Origin of the sequence: Tsukamurella pulmonis, from assembly GCF_900103175.1 — a bacterium.
GTDB lineage: Bacteria > Actinomycetota > Actinomycetes > Mycobacteriales > Mycobacteriaceae > Tsukamurella > Tsukamurella pulmonis.
Window position 1 is genome coordinate 3,517,460 of sequence record NZ_FNLF01000002.1, and the last position, 19,368, is coordinate 3,536,827.

The window sequence follows — 19,368 nt, forward strand, 5'->3', positions numbered from 1 at the left end:
ATTCGAGTGACGAGGCACAGCGCGGCGCTACCGGTCCCGGAAACGAGTGAGCCCCGATCCTCGGGAGGATCGGGGCTCACTGCGCTCAGGCCGCATTCTTCCGCGGCCGGCCGCGCGGGCGCTTGCGCGCGATCACGACGCCCTGCTCGAAGATCTGGCCGCCCCATACGCCCCAGGGCTCGCCGCGCTCAAGGGCGGCGGCCAGGCAGGCGCGCTGGAGGGGGCAGGTCTCGCAGAGGGTCTTGGCCCGCTCGAGGTCCGACGGGGCCTCGGCGAACCAGAGGTCGGGATCACCGGCACGGCAGGGCACACGGTTCTCGACACTGGTCGGTCGGGTGATACTGATGGAATCGATGGTGCGGACGGTCCGTTCCACGGGACGGTCCTCCATGATGGTCGGCACTTCTTGTCACCTTTCCACCTGCGGTTCAGGTGGCCTCGGTAGCGGCGCCCGGTCAGGCGCACGGGATGTTCTGTGGTGAGTGCGCGAACCGTGTGGCGGCCCTCGACCCCTGACGGGATGATGAGAGACCGCGAATCCACGGGTTCCGCGCGGCGGCGGGTCCCGTGGTGAATGAGAAGAGGTGGGTCGTGAGACCTAACCTCGTCGCATGGAACACACGGGGCGCGTGAGCGGTTCGTGATCGACGGCGTACGTCGCCTGCTCCTGGCGCAGGCGCCACAGGCGTGACGACAGGCCGGGCAGGGCGTGGGAGGCCTCGATACGAACCGCTACGGCTGCGAACACTCCACCCTCTGCTGCGGTGAACTGCTTGCTTGCGTTGATGATTGCGTTGTTCATTTCGTTTGCCTCCTTTCGCGCGCTGGTCAATCACGTTCCGGCGGGCGAGGGCGTACCTCGCGCGTCATCCCGTGCGGTCGTGTTCCACAGTATGCGTACGAAAGTATTCGCACAAGTTATTTTTGACCTGCGGTTTTTCGATTCCCGACGCCATAGTGTGCGCCATAACTTAATATCTTAGGGTAGCCTTCCTCGCAACCGATCGATCGCGACGAGAGGAACCCCGATGACGGACCGCCCCACGGACTCCGAGGCACCGACCGAGGAGCGCGCCCGCGCCGTCCTCGCCAGCGCGGGCCATGCCACCCGAGAGATCCAGGCACTGACGCTGACCGTCCTGTCCGCCACCGCGGTCGCCGGCCCGTTCGTCCGGATCCGGGGCGCGCTGCGCGGCACCGTCGTCCACGCCGACTGGACGCTGCCCAACCTCGCCGTGCGGCTCGCGGTCCCCGCGCTCGACGGCGGCGAGCCCGCCTCGCGCATCTACACCGTGCGCGCCTTCGATCCCACGACCGAGACGATCGAGCTCGACGTGCTGCGGCACGGTCACGACTCCCCCATGATGCGCTGGATCGCGGCGGTCCGGCCAGGGGACGTCGTGCCCCTCGTCGGGCCGCGCCCGCATTTCGTGCCCGACCACGCCTCCGGGCGTCCCGCCCTTCTGCTCGCCGACGACTCCGCGGTCGCGGCCCTCTACTCCGTCTTCCGGCAGTGGCCCGACGGTGCGCGCGGCCTCGCATACGTGCGCACCGCGCAGCAGGAGGTGATCGACGAGCTCGACGCACCCACGGGGGTGGAGGTGATCCGCGTCGACGGTCCGCTGCTCGACGCCGCCCGCCGGGCACCGTCGGGCATGACGCTGTGGGCGGCCGGCGAACGCACCGAGATGCGCGCGGTCCGCGACCTGTTCCGGCGCGAGCGCGGACTGCCCCGCGGCGAGGTGCGGCCGTACGGCTACTGGCAGGCCGCCACCGATTCGACGGCGGTGGACCAGCGGCGCCTCGCGCACTTCAGCGTGCTGATGGAGCGCGGCGAGTCCTTCGGCGAGGTCGACGACCTCGACATCTGAGCCGGACCCGCCGGCGGCACCGGCCTCAGGCGTGCTCGGCGACGAGGGCGAGCACCTCGTCGCCGTACTTGTCGATCTTCGTCGAGCCGATGCCGTTGATCCGCACCAGCTGCGCTCGGGTGCGCGGCAGGTGCTCGGCGATCGCGAACAGCGTGGCGTTGGAGAAGATCGTGTACGGCGGGACCTGCTGGTCGCGGGCCTGACCGGTGCGCCAGATCTTCAGCGCCTCCACCAGCGCGTCGTTGAGGTCCGAAGGGCAGTCCTCGCACCGCGAGCGGAGCTTCTCCTCGCGGGTGTCGAGGATGCCGCCGCACACCCGGCAGACGTCCGAGGAGCGGCGCTTGCCCTTGCTCGGCCCCGAATCGAGCCGGGGCCTGCCCGCATCCGCCTGGCCGGCGACCACGTCGAGGAAGCGGGTGCGCTTGCGCGTCTTACGCCCGCCCTCGTTGCGGGCGAGCGCCCACGACAGGTGCAGGTGCTCGCGGGCGCGGGTGACACCCACGTAGAGCAGCCGCCGCTCCTCCTCGATCGGCTCGGGATCGCCCTTGGCGATGGCCTGCGAGATCGGCACCGAGCCCTCGGTGAGGCCGACCAGGAACACCGCGTCCCACTCCAGACCCTTCGCCGCGTGCAGCGACGAGAGCGTGACGCCCTGCATCGTGGGCGGATGCTTGGCCTCGGCCCGGGCGCGAAGCTCGCCGATCAGCTCGGCGAGGTTCAGCCCCGGCCGCTCCGTCCCGAGGTTCTCCGTGAGGTCGACGAGGGCGCCGAGCGCCTGCCACCGCTCCAGGGCACGGGCACCGTCGGGCTGCGCCTCCGTGAGCCCCAGCGGCTCGAGTGCGCCGCGGACGAGCGTCAGGAGTTCGGTGCCGGAGACGCCGCCGAACTGGCCCGCGCGGTCCATGAGCGCGCGCACGGCCTGACCGATCTCGGGCCGCTCGAAGAAGGCACTGCCGCCGCGCACCTGGTACGGGATCCCCGCCTCGGTGAGCGCGGCTTCGTGCACGGCCGATTGGGCGTTGATCCGGTAGAGGATGGCGATCTCGCTCGCGGGGACGCCCTTGGCGAGCAGTTCGCGGATCCGCTTGGCGACGAGCTTCGCCTCGGCCGGCTCGTCGTCGACCTCGGCATAGATCGGCGCGGGCCCCTCGGGGCGTTGGCCGATGAGCTCGAGGCGGGTACCGGCCACGCGGCCCTGCGCCGCGCCGATCACCTTGTTGGCGAGCGAGACCACCTGCGGGGTGGAGCGGTAGTCGCGCTGCAGCCGCACGATGGTGGCGTCCTCGAACCGACGGGTGAAGTCGAGCAGGTAGTTCGGGGTGGCGCCGGTGAAGGAGTAGATGGTCTGGTTCGCATCGCCCACCACTGTGAGGTCGTCGCGCTCGCCCAGCCAGGCGTTGAGGAGCTGCTGCTGCAGGGGCGTGACGTCCTGGTACTCGTCCACGACGAAGCTGCGGTAGCGGTCGCGGAACTCCTCCGCCACGACGTGGTTGTCCTCGAGGATCGCGGCCGTGACCAGGATCAGATCGTCGAAGTCCAGGAGGCGGTTGCCGTCCTGGTCGGTCTTGCGCCGCTCGTAGGCCGCGTAGACGTCGGCGACGGTGCCGGGCGCCATCGGGGCGGTGCGACCCGCGTCCTCGACCGCCTTCGCGTAGGTCTCCGGCGTGACCAGGGACGCCTTCGCCCAGTCGATCTCGCTGAGCAGATCGCGGATGGTGTCGGTCTCGGGCCGCAGGTCGCAGTCGCGGGCGGCGCGGCCGATGATGGGGAACTTGTTGTCGAGCAGCTCCCAGCGGGTGTCGCCGATGGCGCGGGGCCAGAAGTAGCGCAGCTGCCGCATCGCGGCCGCGTGGAAGGTGACGGCCTGCACGCCCGGCTGCCCGTCGCCCCCGCCGATGCCCAGGCTGCGCAGCCGCGCCCGCATCTCCCCCGCCGCGCGCGAGGTGAACGTGACGGCGAGGACCTGACCTGCGGCGACGTGCCCTGTGGACACCTGGTGGGCGATGCGGTGCGTGATGGTGCGGGTCTTGCCCGTGCCCGCACCCGCCAGCACGCACACCGGTCCGCGCGGCGCGAGAACCGCCTCCTGCTGCTCCGGGTCCAGTGCTTCGATCACACCGTCGAGTATTCCAGCCGGGTCCGACAGGTCCGGGGCGGGCGGGTCATGCCTCCACCGCGTCCCGTCGCCGGAACAGCGCGCCCCACCCATGCGCGACGACACACGCGAGGAGCGGCACGGCGATGACCGTCCCGATCACTCCGAGGATCCACTCGTCGATGCTCGCGGCGCGCAGCCCGTCGGCCGAGACCGTCGCGATGAGATCCGACGACGCCATCGTCCCGACGAACAACAGGAGGAACGAGTATCCGTCCAGCCCGAACCAGCCGGCGACCTTCGCGATCCCGATCCACATCAGGACCACGGGCCCGATCACGCAGAGAAGCAGAAACGCCCCGATCGCGCCGACCCACCTCTTCGCGGTTCCCCACATGCTCTTCAGTGTGCCAAATCTGCGAGATCGGTACTCGCGCACGCGGCGACCTGCAGGAACAACCACGAGCCGTGCGTGGTTGAGTAGCTGTATGAGCCAGCTGACGATGTACACCACCACGTGGTGCGGTTACTGCAACCGCCTCAAGACGGGCCTGAAGGCCAACGGGATCTCCTGGACCGAGATCAACATCGAGGAGGATCCCTCGGCCGCCGAGTTCGTGCAGGGCGTGAACGGCGGCAACCAGACGGTGCCCACCGTCAAGTACGCCGACGGTTCCACCGCGACCAACCCGTCGCTCGCCGACGTCAAGCGCAAGCTCGGCGTCTGACCTTTCGATCGACCGAAGTCCGGTCATCCGTCTCCACGATCGTGGGAACGGATGACCGGACTTCTGCGTTCGGGCGTCAGGCCGCCGCGAGCGCGCCCCGTCGGCCTTCGATGCGCGCCACGTACGCCCGGGTGAACATCGCCGGCACCGCGAAGCCGAGCGCCTGCACCGCGATCCGCATCGGCTCCGGCTCGCCCAGCACGACACAGGTGGCGCCGAGCAGTGCTGTCGTCGCGAAGGACGCCGCCCAGACCGCGGTGATGACGGTGTTGATGTGCAGGAACATCGGGTGCCGCGCGGTCCGCTCGTCGACCGAGCGCCGAGCGATCGCCAGCGTGAACGGGCGCCCCATCGCGAGCCCGACGCCCGCGATCACCGCGAGCCACGCCGAGGAGAGCGCGCCGGCGTAGGCCTCGAGCGGCGAGTGCGGCGCGACGAACGCGAGCAGAGCGAGCGCGAGGAAGTAGGCGAGGCCGCCGAGTTCGAGCTCGCCCGGCTGCCGTCCGGCGCGGCGGTCCTGGTTCAGCAGCACGACGCCGGCCGCGAACGCGGCCACCGCGCCCCACTGCCAGCCGAAGACCGACGAGGCGATCGCCAGGACGATCCAGGGAAGGAATCCGCGTACGTAGCTCATGGGGAACACGCTAGGAGCGCAACGTCGCGATGACCTCGGCCCGCGGGTGGAGATCCGGGTGGAGACGGCACTCGCGTCGGGGAATCAGCCGATTTCCGGCCGGCGATCCCCTCTACGGATCGCCACGCCGAAATCGGCCGATTTCACGAGGGCCCGGCCGCCCAGGCCTCGACGATCGCGCGGGCGATGGAGATGGAGTTGGGCAGCAGCAGGGGTGCGTCGGGGGCGTCGGTGCTCCAGTCGCCCGCGGCGAGGGCGTCGCGGACCTGCAGGCGGCTGAACCACTGCGCCTCGGCGATCTCGCCGTCGCGGAAGTCCAGCGCCGCGTCGCGGGAGGCGCGGGCGGTGAAGCCGAGCATCAGCGAACGCGGGAAGGGCCAGGGCTGGCTCGCGACGTAGGTGATCTCGTCGACCTCGATCCCCGCCTCCTCGTGCAACTCCCGCGCGACGCACTGCTCGAGCGACTCCCCCGGCTCCACGAACCCGGCGAACAGCGAGAACAGCCGCTCCGGCCACTGGTGCTGACGCCCGAGCAGGATGTGGTCGCCGCCGTCGTGGACCAGCGTGATCATCGCGCCGTCGGTGCGGGGGAACTCCTCACGCCCGTCGGCGGTGGCGCGCACCCACCCCGCCTTCCCGGGGACGGTCGGCGCACCGTCGACGGGCGAGAACCCCGCGGTGGCGTGCCAGTTCAGGATGCCGAGGGCCTGGCCGAGCAGCGCGGAGTCGACCGGCGAGAGCAGGTGGCCGCGCATGCGCAGATCGGCGCCGTCGAACTTCTCCACGCGCAGCGCGAAGACGATCGCCCCGTCGACCCGGCCCAGCAGCACCGCGTCCGCCGGGCGCGCGGGCGCGACCTCGTGCCCGCGGGCGAAGGCGAGGTCGGTGCCGTCGAGGTCGAAGCGGCCGCGCGGGTCGATGCGCAGCACCTTCGCGGTCGCCCAGGCGGCATCGAGTGCGGTCTCATCGGCGCGCAGTTCGTCGGCGCGGTCGACGTGATAGCGGGACAGGAGCGGGGGCACGGTCAGACTGAGCTTCGCCACGCTCATCATCGTAGGCTGACCGCATGATCGAACCGTTCGTGGACGCCGCGTGGGTGCGGGCCAACCCCGGCGTGATCCTGGCCGACACCCGTTGCTACCTCGACGGGCGCTCCACCCGCGAGGCCTACGACGCCGGCCACCTGCCCAATGCCGTCTACATCGACCTCGACGGCTTCCTCGCCGCGCCCGCCTCACCCGCCGAGGGCCGGCATCCGCTGCCGACGCCGGAGGCCTTCGCCGCCGGGCTCTCGGCCGCCGGTATCGGCGACGGGGCGACGGTGGTCGCCTACGACGACGCCGGCGGTGTCATGGCCGCCCGCCTGGTGTGGCTGCTGCGCGCGCTCGGCGAATCGGCCGCGCTGCTCGACGGTCCACTCGGAGCGCTCGACGACACCGCGGCCGTCACGCCCGCCGCCGCGACCTTCACGCCGCGCCCCTGGCCCGCGGATCGCCTGGCCTCGATCGACGAGGCGAGCGCCGGGGACGTACCGGTGATCGACGCCCGCCCCGCGGATCGGTTCCGCGGCGAGAACGAGACCGTCGATCCGCGGGCCGGCCACATCCCGGGCGCCGTCAGCGTGCCGTGCCGGGAGAACCTCGTCGACGGCGCGCTGCTCCCCCGCGAGGAACTCCGCGCCCGGTTCGAGGAGGCGGGACTGCGGCCCGGCGAGGACTTCATCGCCTACTGCGGCTCCGGCGTCACCGCCTGCCACGACCTGCTCACCTCCGAGCACGCGGGTTTCCCCGGCGGCCGCCTCTACCCGGGCAGCTGGTCGCAGTACGCCGCCACCGATCGTCCCGCCGCGACCGGGCAGTAACGGCTCCCGAAATTCGGGTTCAGCGCACCACCGCGGTCGGATATCGCCGCGGAGCCGCGCAGAACCCGAATTTCGGGACGCGCTTCGTCAGTTGGAGACCTTCACGTCCGCATTGCGGACGAACAGCAGCCGGTCGCCGGCCTCGACCACCGCGACGGCGGGCGAGTCGACGCGGTAGAGATTGCCCTTGCGGACCACGCCCAACACGATGTTCGGCAGGTGGCGCGGCGAGCGGCCGACCTCGACGCGGGTCACCTCGCGCTCGGCGATGTTGAAGCCGTCACCGGGCGAGAGCAGGTCCTCGATCATCTCCACCACCGACGGGGTGGTGGTCGCCATGCCGAGCAGGCGGCCCGCGGTCTCGGAGGAGACGACCACCGAGTCGGCGCCGGACTGGCGCAGGAGGTGGGTGTTCTCGGACTCACGGATCGAGGCGACGATCTTGGCCCGCGGCGCGAGCTCGCGCGCCGTCAGCGTCACCATCACCGCGGCGTCGTCGCGGTTGGCGCCGATGATGATCGACGCAGCGCGGGGCGCCCCGGCCAGCCGCAGGACATCGGCCTTCGTGGCGTCGCCGCGGACGGTGACGAGCCCGTCGATCTCGGCGACCTCGAGTGCGGCCTGATCGGTGTCGACGACGACGATCTTGCTCGGCTCCATGCCGTCGTTGATCATCGCGCTCACCGCGGTCCGGCCCTTGGTGCCGTAGCCCACGACGATCGTGTGGTTGTGCACAGCAGACCTCCAACGTTGGATCTTGAACGCCTGGCGGGACCGCTCCGTGAGCACCTGGAGCGTGGTACCGACCAAGACGATGAGGAACAGGATGCGCAGCGGGGTGATCAACAGGACGTTGATCAGGCGCGCGGATTGGGTGACGGGCGTGATGTCGCCGTATCCCGTGGTCGAGAGGGAGACGGTCGCGTAGTAGAGGCAGTCGAGGAAGGTCAGCGTCTGCTTGCCGTCGAGTCCCGCCTCGATGGCGGAGTCCCGGTAGCCGTCCCGCTCGATGTAGACGATGAACACGGCGAGGAACAGGGCGCCGAGCGCGACGAGGACGCGTGCGCCGATCGCGCGCCAGGGATTGGAGTCCCCGGCGGGAATGCGCAGGACACTGACCAGCGCGTGGTCGGGGAGATCCGTCAGTTCGGACTTGCTCCGTCTGCGGAACGTGGTGCGTGCGGACATACCTACCTGGGCGATTCGGAGCGAGAGTGCTGGTCCTTACCCGTCCGGTCTAGCACGTCCGGCGGAGCCGTCGTGCAATCTGCCACAATCTGCCAATGGTGTCCACAGACCGCCCCGCCCGCCGAACCGACAAGCTCGCCGGCGGCATGGCCCTATCCCTCGCCGGGATGGGTGTCCTCCACTTCATCGCACCGAAGCCCTTCGATTCGATCGTGCCGCCGAACCTGCCCCTGGGGTTGGCGCCGCGACGCGCGACCCACCTCTCCGGCGTGGCGGAACTCACCACCGCTGCGCTGCTGGCCGCGCCGCGGACCCGCCGCCTGGGAGGCGTGGCCGCGACGGCCCTGTTCGCCGCCGTCTTCCCGGCCAACGTGCACATGGCGCAGCAGTGGTCGGACAAGCCCCTGCCGCTCAAGCTGGGCGCCTACGCCCGCCTTCCCCTGCAGGTCCCGATGCTGGTCTCGGCCGTGAAGATCGCCCGCGACCGGGGCGAGCGCGACTAGCCCTCGCCCGCGCTCGTGATCAGGTTCGCGAGCCCCGCATGGTCGAGCAGGTCCGACGGTGCCACCGTCTCCCCTGAGCGCACGTAGAAGAACGCGGCGCGCACGTCATCGACGGGTACGTCACGCAGCCGCGCCCAGGCCAGCCGGTACGCCGTCAGCTGCACGGCGGCGGCCCGCTCGTCCGCGGGCTCGCTCGGCCGCATCCCCGTCTTCCAATCGACGACGGTGAAGCCGCCGCCCGGGTCTCGGAAGACCGCGTCCATCCGGCCTCGCACCACGGTGCCGGCCGCGGCGATCTCGAACGGGATCTCGATGTCGACGGGGGTCCGCCCTGCCCACTCGCTCTCCTCGAACCGGCGCTGCAGCAGCGCGAGGTTCTCGTCCGCTCCGGCGTCACCGTCGGCCGCACCGGGAAGCTCGTCGACGTCGAGCAGCCGGGACGCGCCGTACCGGCGTTCGAGCCAGGCGTGGAACGCGGTGCCGCGCCGCGCGTACGGGTTCGGCTTGAACGGGACGGGCCGCCGCAGCCGGCCGGCGAACGTGGCGGGGCTGCGCCGCAGCTCGACGAGCTGACTCACCGAGACCTCGCGCGGCACCGCCACCTCGAGCTCCGCCTGCGCCTGCCGGGCGCGCTCGGCGAGCAGCGCGGTGACCTCCGCGGCCCAGCCGTACGGGTCGGGGTCCTCCGGCCCGGGGTCGACGGTGCCGCGGCCGAGCTCGGCGAGCACCAGCTCGGCGCCGGCGTCCACGTCGGCGCGGTGGGCGCCGAGGAAGTCGCGCGGCCACGGCAGCCGGACCGGCTCGGTCTCGAGCGGATTGGGGGCGTCCTCCAGCGGTTCACCGGCCCACTCGCCGACGGCGTCCGGTGCGTGATCGCGCGCCGCCACCAGGAACCGGGACGGCGCCTTCGGCGTCTTCACGTCCTCGCTCCAGTAGTGCCCCGAGAGCAGGAGCACCGACTGCGTGCGGGTGACGGCGACGTAGAACAGCCGCTCGTCCTCGTGCATGTTCATGCCCTTGAGGGCCTTGCGGTGCGCGTCGAGCGCGTCCTCGAGGTCCTTGCGGTTGTTGCATCCCTCGAGGTCCAGGCGGGGCACGCCGTCGGTCTCACCGGGCTCGGCCAGATCGCCGCGCAGATTCGGTTGCAACTCGGCGGGCGTGGAGAGCCACGTGGGCAGCGCGCGGTTCGACGGGAAGATGCCCTCCGAGAGGTGCGGCACCGCCACCACGTCCCACTCGAGCCCCTTCGCGGAGTGCACGGTGAGCACCTGCACCCGGTCCGTGGCGACCTCCACGTCGCCGGGCGTGAGTCCGCCCTCCACCTTCTCCGCAGCGGCGAGGAAGCCCAGCAGCCCGGGCAGCGTGGCGGTGGGCCGCTCGGCGTAGGAGACCACCACGTCGGCGAAGGCGTCGAGGTGCTCGCGGCCCGTCGCACGACCGCCGAGCTGACGGGACGCGCGGATCCGGGTCTCGATGCTCACGCCCAGCACGCGCTCGGCCTCGGCCACCACCTCGGGCAGCGGGTGCCCGAGGCGCTCGCGCACGTGGCGCACCTCGCGGTCGAGGGAACGGATCTTCGCCAGGCCCGCCGCCGAGTAGTCCCCGTCGGGCCCGGGATCGGCGATCGCATCGCCGAGCCCCGCGGCGTCGAGGCTCTCCGAGGGCAGCGTCGCATCCAGCGCGGCGTCGAGTTGTTCGGACGTGGCGACGGCACCGGTGGCCGCACGCCCGGTGGTGTGTGCGATCCGGCGCGCGCGGTTCCACAGCGCCCGCAGGTCGGCGGCGCCGAGCTGCCAGCGCGGGCCGGTGAGCAGGCGCATCGCGGCGGTACCGGCGAGCGGCTCGACCGCGAGCCGCAGCAGCGCCACCACGTCCTGCACCTCGGGCGTGTGCAGCAGGCCACCGAGGCCGACCACCTCGACGGGCACGCCGCGCTCGCCCAGGGCCGCGGCGATGCCCGCGGAGTCCGCGTTGCGGCGCACCAGCACCGCGACCGTCGGCGGCTCCTCCCCCGCGTCGATGCGCCCGCGCCACTGCTCGGCGATGGCGTCGGCGACCCAGTCGCGCTCGTCGATCACCGTGGAGTGCAGCGCGATCCGCAGATCGCCCTCCGGCGCATCCGGCCGGGCCTTGAGCTCGGAGACGGGGACGCCGCGGCTGCGCAGGTCCTCCGAGACGGCGTTGGCGAGGCTCAGTGCGCTGGTCGGGTTGCGCCAGCTGGTGAGCAGCTCGCGGCGCGGTGCGGGGCTCCCGTCGGCCTGGGGGAAGTCCGTGGCGAAGCGGGGCAGGTTCGCCGCGGAGGCGCCGCGCCAGCCGTAGATCGACTGGATCGGATCGCCCACCGCCGTGACCGCGGCCGCGCCCGACGGCCCGCCGAACAACGAGGCGAGCAGCATCCGCTGCGCGTGCCCGGTGTCCTGGTACTCGTCGAGCAGCACCGCGCCGAACCGGGCCCGTTCCAGCCCCGCCACATCGGGATTGGCGAGGGCGAGCTGCGCGGCGAGCCCCATCTGGCTGCCGAAGTCGAGCACCTCGCGGGCGCGCATCTCCGCGGCCACGGCCCGCACCAGCGGGATCAGCCGGCGCCGCTGCTCCTGCACCTCGGCGGCCTTGAGGAGCGCGGCGTTGGGCGCGGCGCGCTGCCGCGGCCCGGGCGGCAGCAGGCCGATGAGCCGTTCGAGCTCGTCGTCGTCGGCCTCGAGCTGATCCGGCGTGACGAGGTGATCCGCCAGCGCCCCGGAGAGGCCGAGCACCCACTCGGTGAGGTTCGCCGGGTTGCGATCGAGCTCCAGTGCCTCGTCCCACCCCGTGACCACGTCGTAGGCGATCTGCCAGCGCTCGGTCTCGGAGACCAGCCGCACCGACGGCTCGACCGGCAGCAGCATGCCGTAATCGCCCAGCAGCCGGCCCGCGTAGGCGTGGTACGTGCTGATCTCGGGCTCGACGGTGCGCAGCGACGCCCGCAGCTCCCCCGCCGGGTCGATCCGGTCCACGACGGGAGCACCGGCCAGCCGGGCGAGCCGCTTGCGCACGCGGATCATCAACTGCTGCGCGGCCTTGCGCGTGAAGGTCAGCCCCAGGACCTGATCCGGGGTGACGTAGCGGTTGGCGATCAGCCACACCACGCGGCCGGCCATCGTCTCCGTCTTCCCCGCGCCCGCGCCGGCCACGACGAGGCACGGGCCGAGCGGCGCCTCGATGACCGCGCGCTGCTCCTCCGTGGGCGCGAAGGCCTGGCCCAGTTCGTGGGCGAGATCGACCGCCGAGATCAGCGGGGCGTGCGGGAATCCCTCAGTCATCGGTCACGGCCCTCCCCTTGTCGACGACCGGGCAGCAGGACGCCACAGCGCAGTACTGGCACGAGGCGTTGAGCGTGGCGGTGAACTCCGGCCCCCGGGTGCGGCGCGCGGCCTCGCGCACCACGCCGAGCCATTCGTCCACGTCGGCGGGGCTGAGCGCGTCCTGCTCGCGCACCGTGGCACCGGTCTTGTTGTGCGCCTTGGCGACGTACACCAGCTTGCCGCCGCCCGGGGTCTCGGTGACACCGTCGATCCCGCCGTGCGCCAGCGCCACCTGGTAGGTGCGCAGCTGCGCCTGGGCCTGCCCCTCCGCCTGGGTGGGCAGGGTGCGGCCCGTCTTCACGTCCACCACGACGGCCCGGCCCAGCGGATCCCGCTCGAGCCGGTCGATCCGTCCGCGGATCCGCACATCGGGATCGTCGCCACCGGCCGTGGGATCTCCTGGGATCACCGCGTCGACGGCGATCTCGACACCCGCCTCGGTGAGCTCGCCGCGGCTGCCGGCGAGCCAGGCGCGGAAGGATTCGAGCATCTCCTCGGTGCGCGCCAGCTCCCGTTGGGCGAACCAGTCGGCCTCGAGATCCACGCGGTCCCAGACCTTCTCCAGCGAACGGGTCACCTCGTCCTTCGGGATGCGGCCCGCGACCGCCTGCACGAGGGTGTGCACCAGGTTGCCGGTGGCCTGCTTGGCGGAATCGCCGTCGCTGCCGCCGAACCGCTCGAGCATCCAGCGCAGCGCGCACGCCGAGAGCGACTCCACGTTCGACGGCGAGAGCGCCACGGGACCGTCCTCGGGGGTCCAGAGCGGATCGTCGGTACTCGCGCCGGCCATGCCGTACCAGCTGTCCGGGTGGGCGCCGGGCACCCGATCGGCGGCGAGGCGCGCCAGCTGCCGTGCGGCGTGGGCACGGTCCTCGGGATCGCGTGCGGGATCGCACACGGCCGTGCGCAGCACGGCCACCAGAGTGCGCAGGTCCAGCGAGGCCGACGGTGCGCTCTCCACCGCCGGTGTGTAGGTCTCCGGGTCCTCGTCCCCCGACGGTGCGATCCCCTGCAGGAACCGGGACGGCACCAGATCTCCGTCGCCGTCGGCGGTGTCCACCGCCGAGATCAGCAGCGTGCGGCGCGCCCGCGAGCAGGCGACCAGCACTAGCCGGCGCTCCTCCGCGAGCAGCGGCAGCGACCGCGAGACCGTGGGCAGCACCGACGGATCCATCCCGTCGAGGGCGTCCACCAATTCGTCCGTGCCGAGCAGGCCGCCGCGGCGTCGCAGGTTCGGCCAGCGCCCCTCCTGCACGCCGGCGACGGCGACCACCTCCCACTCGCGACCGACGGTGCTGTGCGCCGAGAGCAGCGTGACACCGGCGACGGTGGCCTGCCCGCTGCGGCCCCGCGCCCGGTCCGAGCGCGGGATCTGCAGCTGTTCGAGGTACTCGACGAAGGCGCCGACGGAGGCCGTGGGCAGCGCGTCGGTGAAGTCGGCGGCCGAGTCGAACAGTCCCATCACCGCGTCGAGATCGCGGTCGGCCTGCTCCCCCAGCGTTCCGCCGCGCAGCGCGAGGGCGCCCCAGCGGGCGGCGAGGCCCGTGGCCGCCCAGGCCGCCCACAGGACCTCCTCCACCGTGCCGTGCTCCGCCGCGGCGCGAGCCGCCCCGACGGCGGCGAGCACCCGCTCCACCGGCTCGGCCTCGAGTTCGGTGAGCACCGCCTTGTAGGGCGCGAATTCGGCCGCGCCGGTGAGTACCGCGGTGAGGATCTCCGCGGAACCGCGCTCCTCCGCCGGATCGGCGCGACGCACCGCGCGCCGCACCCGCCGCAGGGTGAGCGGATCTCCGCCGCCGACGGGGCCCGAGAGCAGGGTGACCGCCTCCGCCGGATCGAGCCCGTCCGGTGCGACGGCGGTGCGCAGCACGAGCAGCAGCGCGTGCACGGCGCGCTGCCGGGCGAGCGGCACGTCGTCCGCGGGGACGGTGACCGGCACGCCCGCGTACGCCAGCGCGCGCCGCAGTGGCGCGATCGACGCGGAGACAGACCGCACGACGACGGCCATCTCCTCCCAGGGCACGCCGCCCAGGACGTGCTCGCGCCGCAGCATCGCCGCGATCGCATCGGCCTCCTTGGCCGGGGTGGAGAAGAGCCGGACCGCAGCGGAACCGGGCCGGGGTCGCTCCGGGGCGACCGCCCCGAACCGGTGCGGCAGCCGCGCGGAGATGCGGTTCACGGCGCCCGCCACCTCCTCGCCGAACCGGAAGCTGCGCTCGAGCAGGACGTCCCGCTCCGGCGTCACATCGAGGTTCTGCAGGAAGCGGGTGCTGGCACCGCGGAAGGAGTTGACCGCCTGATCCGGATCCCCCGCGATCACCGTGAGCTCGGTGCCCGTGCCGAGCAGCCGGATGAGCGCCGAGGCCAACGGATCGAGATTCTGCGCGTCGTCGACCAGGAGGAAGCGGATGCGCTCGCGCTGCTGCGCGAGCAGGGCATCGTCCGAGGCCAGGGCGGTGACGGCGGCGTCGATCAGCTCCGCCGCGTCCACCGCGGGTGCCACCGCCTGCGGCCCGGCCAGGCCGACGGAGCCGCGCAGCAGGGTGGTCTCCTGGTACTCGCGCAGCGCATCGGCCGCCGCGAGCCACTGACCGCGGTTGTACCGCCGGGCCAGTTCCTCGATCTCGTCCGGCCCGGCACCGCGCTGCGCCGCCTGCGCGAACAGATCGCGCAGGGCGCCCGCGAAGCCGTGGGTCACCAGGGCCGGCCGCAACCGCTCCGGCCAGTGCGCACCGCCGTCCTCGAGGTTGCCGCGCAGCAGCTCCCGGACCACCGCGTCCTGCTCGGAGCCCGTGATCAGGCGCGGCGGCGGGCTGCCGGTGCTCGCGGCCTGCAGCCGCAGCACGGCGAACGCCAGCGAGTGCACGGTGCGCACCAGCGGCTCCCCCGAGGCGTGCACGCCCTCGCGGCCGGCGAGCACCCGGGCGGAGAGCTCGCGCCGCAGCGCGGCCGCCGCACGCTTGTTGCCGGTGAGGATCAGCACGGACTCGGGCTCGACGAACGGGTCCGTCAGCTTCGCCACGGCGATGTCGACCAGCGCCGAGGTCTTGCCGGTGCCGGGACCGCCGCGGATGCGGTACGGTGCCCAGCCGCCCACGTCCAGCGGCAGCTCGCCCGTGGCGGGGGCCGCGAGCGCCGCGATGGGGCCGACCCACTCGCGCACCGGCGGGGGCTCCGGCGGTGTGTACTGCAGGCGCAGCCGCGGACGACGGTGCCGCCCCGCACCGTCCGATCCCCGAGCGCCCGTTCCCGCGTTCACCCGCACCCCCTTCACGACCACGTCCCGTCGATCACATCACAGCCCACCGACAGGTTCGCGACGGCACCGCAGGGGGCACAATCGAGGCATGCTCAACACCCACGTCTACGGGCCGACGACACCCGGCACCCCCACCGTGCTCGCGATCCACGGCGTGACCGGCCACGGCGCCCGCTGGCGGCGCTTCGCCGACGACGAGCTCGCGGGCGTGCGCGTGCTGGCGCCGGACCTGCGCGGCCACGCGCGGTCCACGTGGGCGCCGCCGTGGCACCTGGAGCAGCACGTCGCCGATCTGGTGAGCGTCGTCGAGCGGCACGGCGGCGGCCCCGTCACGGTGATCGGGCACTCGCTCGGCGGCGCGCTGGCCTGCCGGCTGGCGGCGGCCCGGCCGGATCTCGTGCGGGCACTGCTGCTGCTCGATCCTGCGCAGGAGCTGGCCCCCGAGCTGTGCGGCACGATCGCCGCACAGACCATCGAGTTCTTCGACTTCACCTCCCCCGAGGAGGCGAAGTCAGACAAGCGCTCCGGGGCCTGGGCGCAGGTCCCCGAGCCCGTCATCGACGACGAGATCGCCGAGCACCTGGTGCGCCGGGACTCCGGCCGCTGGGAGTGGGACATCAGTTGCGCCGCCGTCGCGGCGCTCTGGGGCGAGTTGGCGCGCCCGGCGGTCGGCGCACCGTCGTCCATCCCGACGGTGCTGCTGCGCGCCGAGCGCGCCCACTTCGTCACCGAGGCACAGCTCGCGGCGATGCCGGACGGCGTCGAGGTGATCGCGGTGCCGTCGGACCACATGGTGGCGCAGGAGATTCCGGAGACGGTCGGCACGCACGCGCGCCGCCTGATCGGATAGGCCGATGGCGAGGGTCACCGAGGAGCAGGTCGAGGCCGTCCGGGCACTGATCGCGGCGATCCCGCCGGGCCGGGTGCGGACGTACGGCGACATCGCGGACGAGGTGGGGCTGAGCTCGCCGCGCATCGTCGGCTGGGTGATGCGCACCGACGCCTCGGATCTGCCCTGGTACCGGGTCGTTCCCGCCACCGGGCGTCCTGCGGCGCACATCGCGCGCGAACAGCTCGAACACCTGCGCGCCGAGGGCGTGCTCGCCGACGGCGACCGCATCCCGCTGCGCGACTACCGGCTCTGAGCGAAGCGGGCGACGAGGAGGTCGATCACCTCGGGCGCGGTCCCGAGCGGGGCCGCCACCGCGTCGGCGCCCGCCTCGGCGAGCCGGGTGTGGAACAGGCCCTCCGCCAGCTGGTACGCGGCGACGAACACCCGTGTGCCGGGGGCGCGCGCGGCCGCGACGGCCTCGCTCACCGTCGGGGCTCCGGCGGCGAGGAAGCCCACCGGGACCGGCCCGCCCACGGCCTCCGCGAGATACGCCGCCATCGTTCGCACGTCGGCCCGGGCGTCCGGGTCGGACGATCCGGTCGCGCCCAGCACGATCGCGTCGCCGGGCCGCCGGCCCGCCTCGTCGAGCCGCCGCAGCAGTGCGCCGACCAGCGCTCGGTCCGGCCCGAGCGACGCGGCGACCGTGACCGCCGGGTGCCCGCTCTCCGCGATGTGCCGGGGCACGTCGGTGCGCACGTGGTAACCGGCGGCGAGGAAGGCCGGCACGAGCACCGTCGGGCGGCCGTCCTCGCGCAGCAGCTGCGACGGTGACGGCCCGCGCACGTCGACGAAGGCCACCTCGACGGGGCCGGTGCGCCGGGCGACGGCGCCGGTGATCGCGCGGACCGTCGCGATGCCGGGGGCCGAGCGGGTGCCGTGCGCGACGAGGATCCGCCGCGGCGCCGGAGCACCGCTCAGAGCAGCCACCGGCCGATCTCGACGATGTGCTCGAGGCCGGGCAGCGCCTCGGCCTCGGAGCGCGGGTGCACCGCGTGCACGGCGAGCCGGAAGATGAGGGCGCGCAGCACCATCTGCGGCCATTCGGGCAGGTCGTTCCAGCGCATGAGCAGGCCGTCGTCGGCGCCGCCCCAGGAGAGCCCGTCGACCGCGACCACCGCGGCCGCCCAGGCGGGCGGACGCCAGTACGGGGTGAAGTCGGTGATACCCGGCGCGGCGGCGCCCGCGAACAGCACGGAGCTGGCGAGATCGCCGTGCACCAGCTGCGGCGCCGCCTCGACGGGGGTGCGCAGCGCGGCGAGCTCGTTGACCAGCTCGACGGCGCGCTGCCGGTGCGGCTCCGTCTCGTCGAGGGCGCCGAGCTTGCGCGCCATCGCCAGCGGCTTGTCCTCCCAGGCGGCGCGGTCGGCGAAGCCGAAGTAGTCGACGTCGGTGAACGGCGCGACCACCGGCGAGGCCAAGAACCGCGGGCGCTCCAGCTTGGCGGTCACCTCGTGCAGGCGGTTGGCCATCGAGATGATCTCGTCGAAGCGCGGCTCGGCCGAGCCCGCGATGAAGGTGTCCGCCCGCCAGCCAGAGACGACGTAGCGGCCGTCGGTGGCGCGGAACGGGCGGGCCAGCCGCATCCCCTCGACGTACAGGTCCTCCCGCACGTTCGCCGACCACGCCGCGCGCGCGTGATCGGCGATGAGCGAGAGCACGACCTCGCCGCACCGCCAGCCGCCGTCCCATTCGGCACCGAGGGCGATCGGCTCGGTCTCGTCCAAGCCGAAGGTGGACAGGACGTGCGCGGGAGGTTCGACAGGGCTCACACTGGAAAATCTACCCGCGCGGGAGCGGGGACGCCGCTAGGCGCGGCCCGGTTCCACCAGGACGATCGGGATCAGGCGGTCCGTCTTCTCCTGGTACTCGGCGTACGCCGGGTACGCGGCGACGGCCCGCTCCCACCACTGATCGCGCTCCGCACCGTGGATCTCGCGCACGGGGCCGGTGACGACGGACGTGCCGTCCTGCACCTGGACCTCGTCGTTGCGGAGCATCGCCGTGAACCACACCGGGTTCTGCGGCGCGCCGGCGAGCGAGGCGACGGCGGCGTACGCGCCGTCGTGCTCCACCCGCATGAGGGGGCGGCGGTGCAGCTTGCCCGACTTGGGGCCGCGGTAGGTGAACAGCACCACCTTGCTGCCCGCGACGTCCACCGCGGCGGTGGTACCCGTCTCGTCGATCTTCGCCAGCTGGTCGGAGACCCAGCTCGTCTTCTCCTGTGCGTAATCACCTTCGAGGGCCATGCCCCCAGCCTAGAGCGCCGAGCGGGACAATGGGGTGGTGCAGTCCTCCCGCCCCGTGGTCACCGTCTCCGTCCAGTTCCCCGACCTCTCGACCTCCGAGTTCGACGAGGTGCGGGCCCGGCTCACGACGGGCCGTCCCGGCCGCATCGTGATCGGCCATCACGCGCACCGCTGGTACACCGCGTCATCGGACCCGGAGACGGTGCGCGCCCTGGTCTCGGCGCTGCGCGCCGCGACGGAGGGACGCCGGCTCTCCTTCGACGACGAGGAGGCCCTCGACGACCTGAGCCAGGAGTACGCCGACTGGCTCGAGGAGTCGGAGGAGACCGACGACGCGGATCCCGGCCCGGTGATGAGCTTCTCGGTCCACCTACCGGCCCTGGAACCGGATGAGTTCACCGCGCTCGCGCTGCTGCTGCGGCAGACGCACTCGCGGCGGATCGTCCTCGGCGAGCAGCAGGGCCTGAGCCACCACGAACTGTCCGAGCGCTCCCGGATCGCGGCCCGCATGCCGGGTATCCGCGCCGCGCTGCGCGGCGAGCCGGTGGCCACCGTCGACGCCCTGCCGCTCGTCGCCCTGCTCGACGATTACGCGGCCTGGCTCTCGGCGCATCATCCGTCGTGACCGCCGGCCGTGGTCCGCGGTGCGCGGCGCCGCCGACACGCCGGATCACGATCGCATAATCGCACCAAAACGGGCGAGCCGATGTCGACGCCCGGCTACCGTGGGACCACCTCGAAGTTAAAGGC

Annotated in this window: 19 protein-coding genes; 7 read left to right on the top strand and 12 right to left on the bottom strand. The window is 72.8% G+C overall.

Going from position 1 to position 19,368, the window contains the following annotated elements; translation table 11 throughout:
* Nucleotides 1-85 precede the first annotated feature (85 nt).
* Nucleotides 86-391 carry a WhiB family transcriptional regulator gene (locus BLQ62_RS17245; RefSeq protein ID WP_068530432.1) on the bottom strand — a complete coding sequence of 102 codons (306 nt, stop codon included), beginning with the start codon at nt 389-391 and terminating at the stop codon, nt 86-88.
* A gap of 207 nt (nt 392-598) precedes the next feature.
* The gene (locus BLQ62_RS23435) at nt 599-802 is read right to left on the bottom strand and encodes a hypothetical protein (protein ID WP_139184234.1); all 204 of its coding nucleotides are present in this window, start codon (nt 800-802) and stop codon (nt 599-601) included.
* Nucleotides 803-1,028: 226 nt separating this feature from the next.
* Here BLQ62_RS23435 and BLQ62_RS17250 point away from each other — a divergent pair, with 226 nt between their 5' ends.
* Complete coding sequence (locus BLQ62_RS17250) at nt 1,029-1,871, top strand: siderophore-interacting protein (RefSeq protein WP_068529215.1); 843 nt, start codon at nt 1,029-1,031, stop codon at nt 1,869-1,871.
* A gap of 25 nt (nt 1,872-1,896) precedes the next feature.
* On the opposite strand, the gene BLQ62_RS17255 is transcribed toward BLQ62_RS17250, so the two are convergent.
* Both BLQ62_RS17255 and BLQ62_RS17260 read right to left on the bottom strand, forming a co-directional pair.
* Nucleotides 1,897-3,987, bottom strand: a complete 2,091-nt coding sequence (locus BLQ62_RS17255; RefSeq protein WP_068568258.1) for an ATP-dependent DNA helicase UvrD2 — start codon at nt 3,985-3,987, stop codon at nt 1,897-1,899.
* Between the two features lie 46 nt (nt 3,988-4,033).
* Nucleotides 4,034-4,306, bottom strand: a complete 273-nt coding sequence (locus tag BLQ62_RS17260; protein WP_139184235.1) for a hypothetical protein — start codon at nt 4,304-4,306, stop codon at nt 4,034-4,036.
* A gap of 148 nt (nt 4,307-4,454) precedes the next feature.
* Between BLQ62_RS17260 and BLQ62_RS17265 the strand changes: the two genes are divergently transcribed.
* Nucleotides 4,455-4,694, top strand: coding sequence for a mycoredoxin (locus tag BLQ62_RS17265; protein WP_068568256.1), 240 nt, complete (start codon nt 4,455-4,457; stop codon nt 4,692-4,694).
* 76 nt (nt 4,695-4,770) lie between these two features.
* Here the strand turns inward: BLQ62_RS17265 and BLQ62_RS17270 are convergent, their stop codons facing one another.
* Together BLQ62_RS17270 and nudC are read right to left on the bottom strand one after the other, a co-directional pair.
* Nucleotides 4,771-5,328, bottom strand: a complete 558-nt coding sequence (locus tag BLQ62_RS17270) for a hypothetical protein (protein WP_068568255.1) — start codon at nt 5,326-5,328, stop codon at nt 4,771-4,773.
* A 143-nt stretch (nt 5,329-5,471) separates the two neighbouring features.
* The gene (gene nudC, locus BLQ62_RS17275) at nt 5,472-6,380 is read right to left on the bottom strand and encodes an NAD(+) diphosphatase (protein WP_068568254.1); all 909 of its coding nucleotides are present in this window, start codon (nt 6,378-6,380) and stop codon (nt 5,472-5,474) included.
* Between the two features lie 14 nt (nt 6,381-6,394).
* On the opposite strand from nudC, the gene BLQ62_RS17280 reads away from it, so the two are divergent.
* Nucleotides 6,395-7,189 (top strand): sulfurtransferase, encoded by a 795-nt coding sequence (locus BLQ62_RS17280; protein WP_068568253.1) that lies wholly within the window; start codon nt 6,395-6,397, stop codon nt 7,187-7,189.
* Nucleotides 7,190-7,276: 87 nt separating this feature from the next.
* On the opposite strand, the gene BLQ62_RS17285 is transcribed toward BLQ62_RS17280, so the two are convergent.
* Nucleotides 7,277-8,377: a potassium channel family protein gene (locus tag BLQ62_RS17285; protein ID WP_068529193.1), complete on the bottom strand. Its 1,101-nt coding sequence runs from the start codon at nt 8,375-8,377 to the stop codon at nt 7,277-7,279.
* 95 nt (nt 8,378-8,472) lie between these two features.
* Between BLQ62_RS17285 and BLQ62_RS17290 the strand changes: the two genes are divergently transcribed.
* Complete coding sequence (locus BLQ62_RS17290) at nt 8,473-8,880, top strand: DoxX family protein (RefSeq protein WP_115391328.1); 408 nt, start codon at nt 8,473-8,475, stop codon at nt 8,878-8,880.
* On the opposite strand, the gene BLQ62_RS17295 is transcribed toward BLQ62_RS17290, so the two are convergent.
* Complete coding sequence (locus BLQ62_RS17295; RefSeq protein WP_068568252.1) at nt 8,877-12,179, bottom strand: ATP-dependent helicase; 3,303 nt, start codon at nt 12,177-12,179, stop codon at nt 8,877-8,879. The two genes, BLQ62_RS17290 and BLQ62_RS17295, sit on opposite strands and share 4 nt — an antisense overlap.
* Nucleotides 12,172-15,480 carry an ATP-dependent helicase gene (locus BLQ62_RS17300; RefSeq protein ID WP_068568371.1) on the bottom strand — a complete coding sequence of 1,103 codons (3,309 nt, stop codon included), beginning with the start codon at nt 15,478-15,480 and terminating at the stop codon, nt 12,172-12,174. The genes BLQ62_RS17295 and BLQ62_RS17300 overlap by 8 nt, the downstream gene beginning before the upstream one ends.
* Nucleotides 15,481-15,568: 88 nt before the next feature.
* Between BLQ62_RS17300 and BLQ62_RS17305 the strand changes: the two genes are divergently transcribed.
* Together BLQ62_RS17305 and BLQ62_RS17310 are read left to right on the top strand one after the other, a co-directional pair.
* Nucleotides 15,569-16,330, top strand: a complete 762-nt coding sequence (locus BLQ62_RS17305; protein WP_068529187.1) for an alpha/beta hydrolase — start codon at nt 15,569-15,571, stop codon at nt 16,328-16,330.
* A 4-nt stretch (nt 16,331-16,334) separates the two neighbouring features.
* Nucleotides 16,335-16,625 (top strand): MGMT family protein, encoded by a 291-nt coding sequence (locus tag BLQ62_RS17310; protein WP_068529185.1) that lies wholly within the window; start codon nt 16,335-16,337, stop codon nt 16,623-16,625.
* On the opposite strand, the gene BLQ62_RS17315 is transcribed toward BLQ62_RS17310, so the two are convergent.
* From BLQ62_RS17315 to BLQ62_RS17325, 3 genes are read right to left on the bottom strand one after another with little or no spacing between them, the layout of a single operon-like run.
* Nucleotides 16,613-17,299: a sirohydrochlorin chelatase gene (locus tag BLQ62_RS17315; protein ID WP_082756842.1), complete on the bottom strand. Its 687-nt coding sequence runs from the start codon at nt 17,297-17,299 to the stop codon at nt 16,613-16,615. The two genes, BLQ62_RS17310 and BLQ62_RS17315, sit on opposite strands and share 13 nt — an antisense overlap.
* Nucleotides 17,287-18,141: a TIGR02569 family protein gene (locus tag BLQ62_RS17320; protein ID WP_068529182.1), complete on the bottom strand. Its 855-nt coding sequence runs from the start codon at nt 18,139-18,141 to the stop codon at nt 17,287-17,289. Before BLQ62_RS17320 ends, BLQ62_RS17315 begins: the two co-directional genes overlap by 13 nt.
* Before the next feature lie 36 nt (nt 18,142-18,177).
* A complete protein-coding gene (locus BLQ62_RS17325) occupies nt 18,178-18,618 on the bottom strand; it encodes a nitroreductase/quinone reductase family protein (RefSeq protein ID WP_068568251.1) in 441 nt (146 codons plus the stop codon).
* A gap of 37 nt (nt 18,619-18,655) precedes the next feature.
* Here BLQ62_RS17325 and BLQ62_RS17330 point away from each other — a divergent pair, with 37 nt between their 5' ends.
* Complete coding sequence (locus BLQ62_RS17330; RefSeq protein ID WP_133298834.1) at nt 18,656-19,243, top strand: hypothetical protein; 588 nt, start codon at nt 18,656-18,658, stop codon at nt 19,241-19,243.
* Nucleotides 19,244-19,368: the final 125 nt, after the last annotated feature.

Coding starts and splice junctions, on each gene's coding strand:
- BLQ62_RS17245 (WP_068530432.1), bottom strand. CDS start 391: ATGGAGGACCGTCCCGTGGAACGGACCGTCCGCACCATCGATTCCATC.
- BLQ62_RS23435 (WP_139184234.1), bottom strand. CDS start 802: ATGAACAACGCAATCATCAACGCAAGCAAGCAGTTCACCGCAGCAGAG.
- BLQ62_RS17250 (WP_068529215.1), top strand. CDS start 1,029: ATGACGGACCGCCCCACGGACTCCGAGGCACCGACCGAGGAGCGCGCC.
- BLQ62_RS17265 (WP_068568256.1), top strand. CDS start 4,455: ATGAGCCAGCTGACGATGTACACCACCACGTGGTGCGGTTACTGCAAC.
- BLQ62_RS17270 (WP_068568255.1), bottom strand. CDS start 5,328: ATGAGCTACGTACGCGGATTCCTTCCCTGGATCGTCCTGGCGATCGCC.
- nudC (WP_068568254.1), bottom strand. CDS start 6,380: ATGATGAGCGTGGCGAAGCTCAGTCTGACCGTGCCCCCGCTCCTGTCC.
- BLQ62_RS17280 (WP_068568253.1), top strand. CDS start 6,395: ATGATCGAACCGTTCGTGGACGCCGCGTGGGTGCGGGCCAACCCCGGC.
- BLQ62_RS17285 (WP_068529193.1), bottom strand. CDS start 8,377: ATGTCCGCACGCACCACGTTCCGCAGACGGAGCAAGTCCGAACTGACG.
- BLQ62_RS17290 (WP_115391328.1), top strand. CDS start 8,473: ATGGTGTCCACAGACCGCCCCGCCCGCCGAACCGACAAGCTCGCCGGC.
- BLQ62_RS17295 (WP_068568252.1), bottom strand. CDS start 12,179: ATGACTGAGGGATTCCCGCACGCCCCGCTGATCTCGGCGGTCGATCTC.
- BLQ62_RS17305 (WP_068529187.1), top strand. CDS start 15,569: ATGCTCAACACCCACGTCTACGGGCCGACGACACCCGGCACCCCCACC.
- BLQ62_RS17310 (WP_068529185.1), top strand. CDS start 16,335: ATGGCGAGGGTCACCGAGGAGCAGGTCGAGGCCGTCCGGGCACTGATC.
- BLQ62_RS17325 (WP_068568251.1), bottom strand. CDS start 18,618: ATGGCCCTCGAAGGTGATTACGCACAGGAGAAGACGAGCTGGGTCTCC.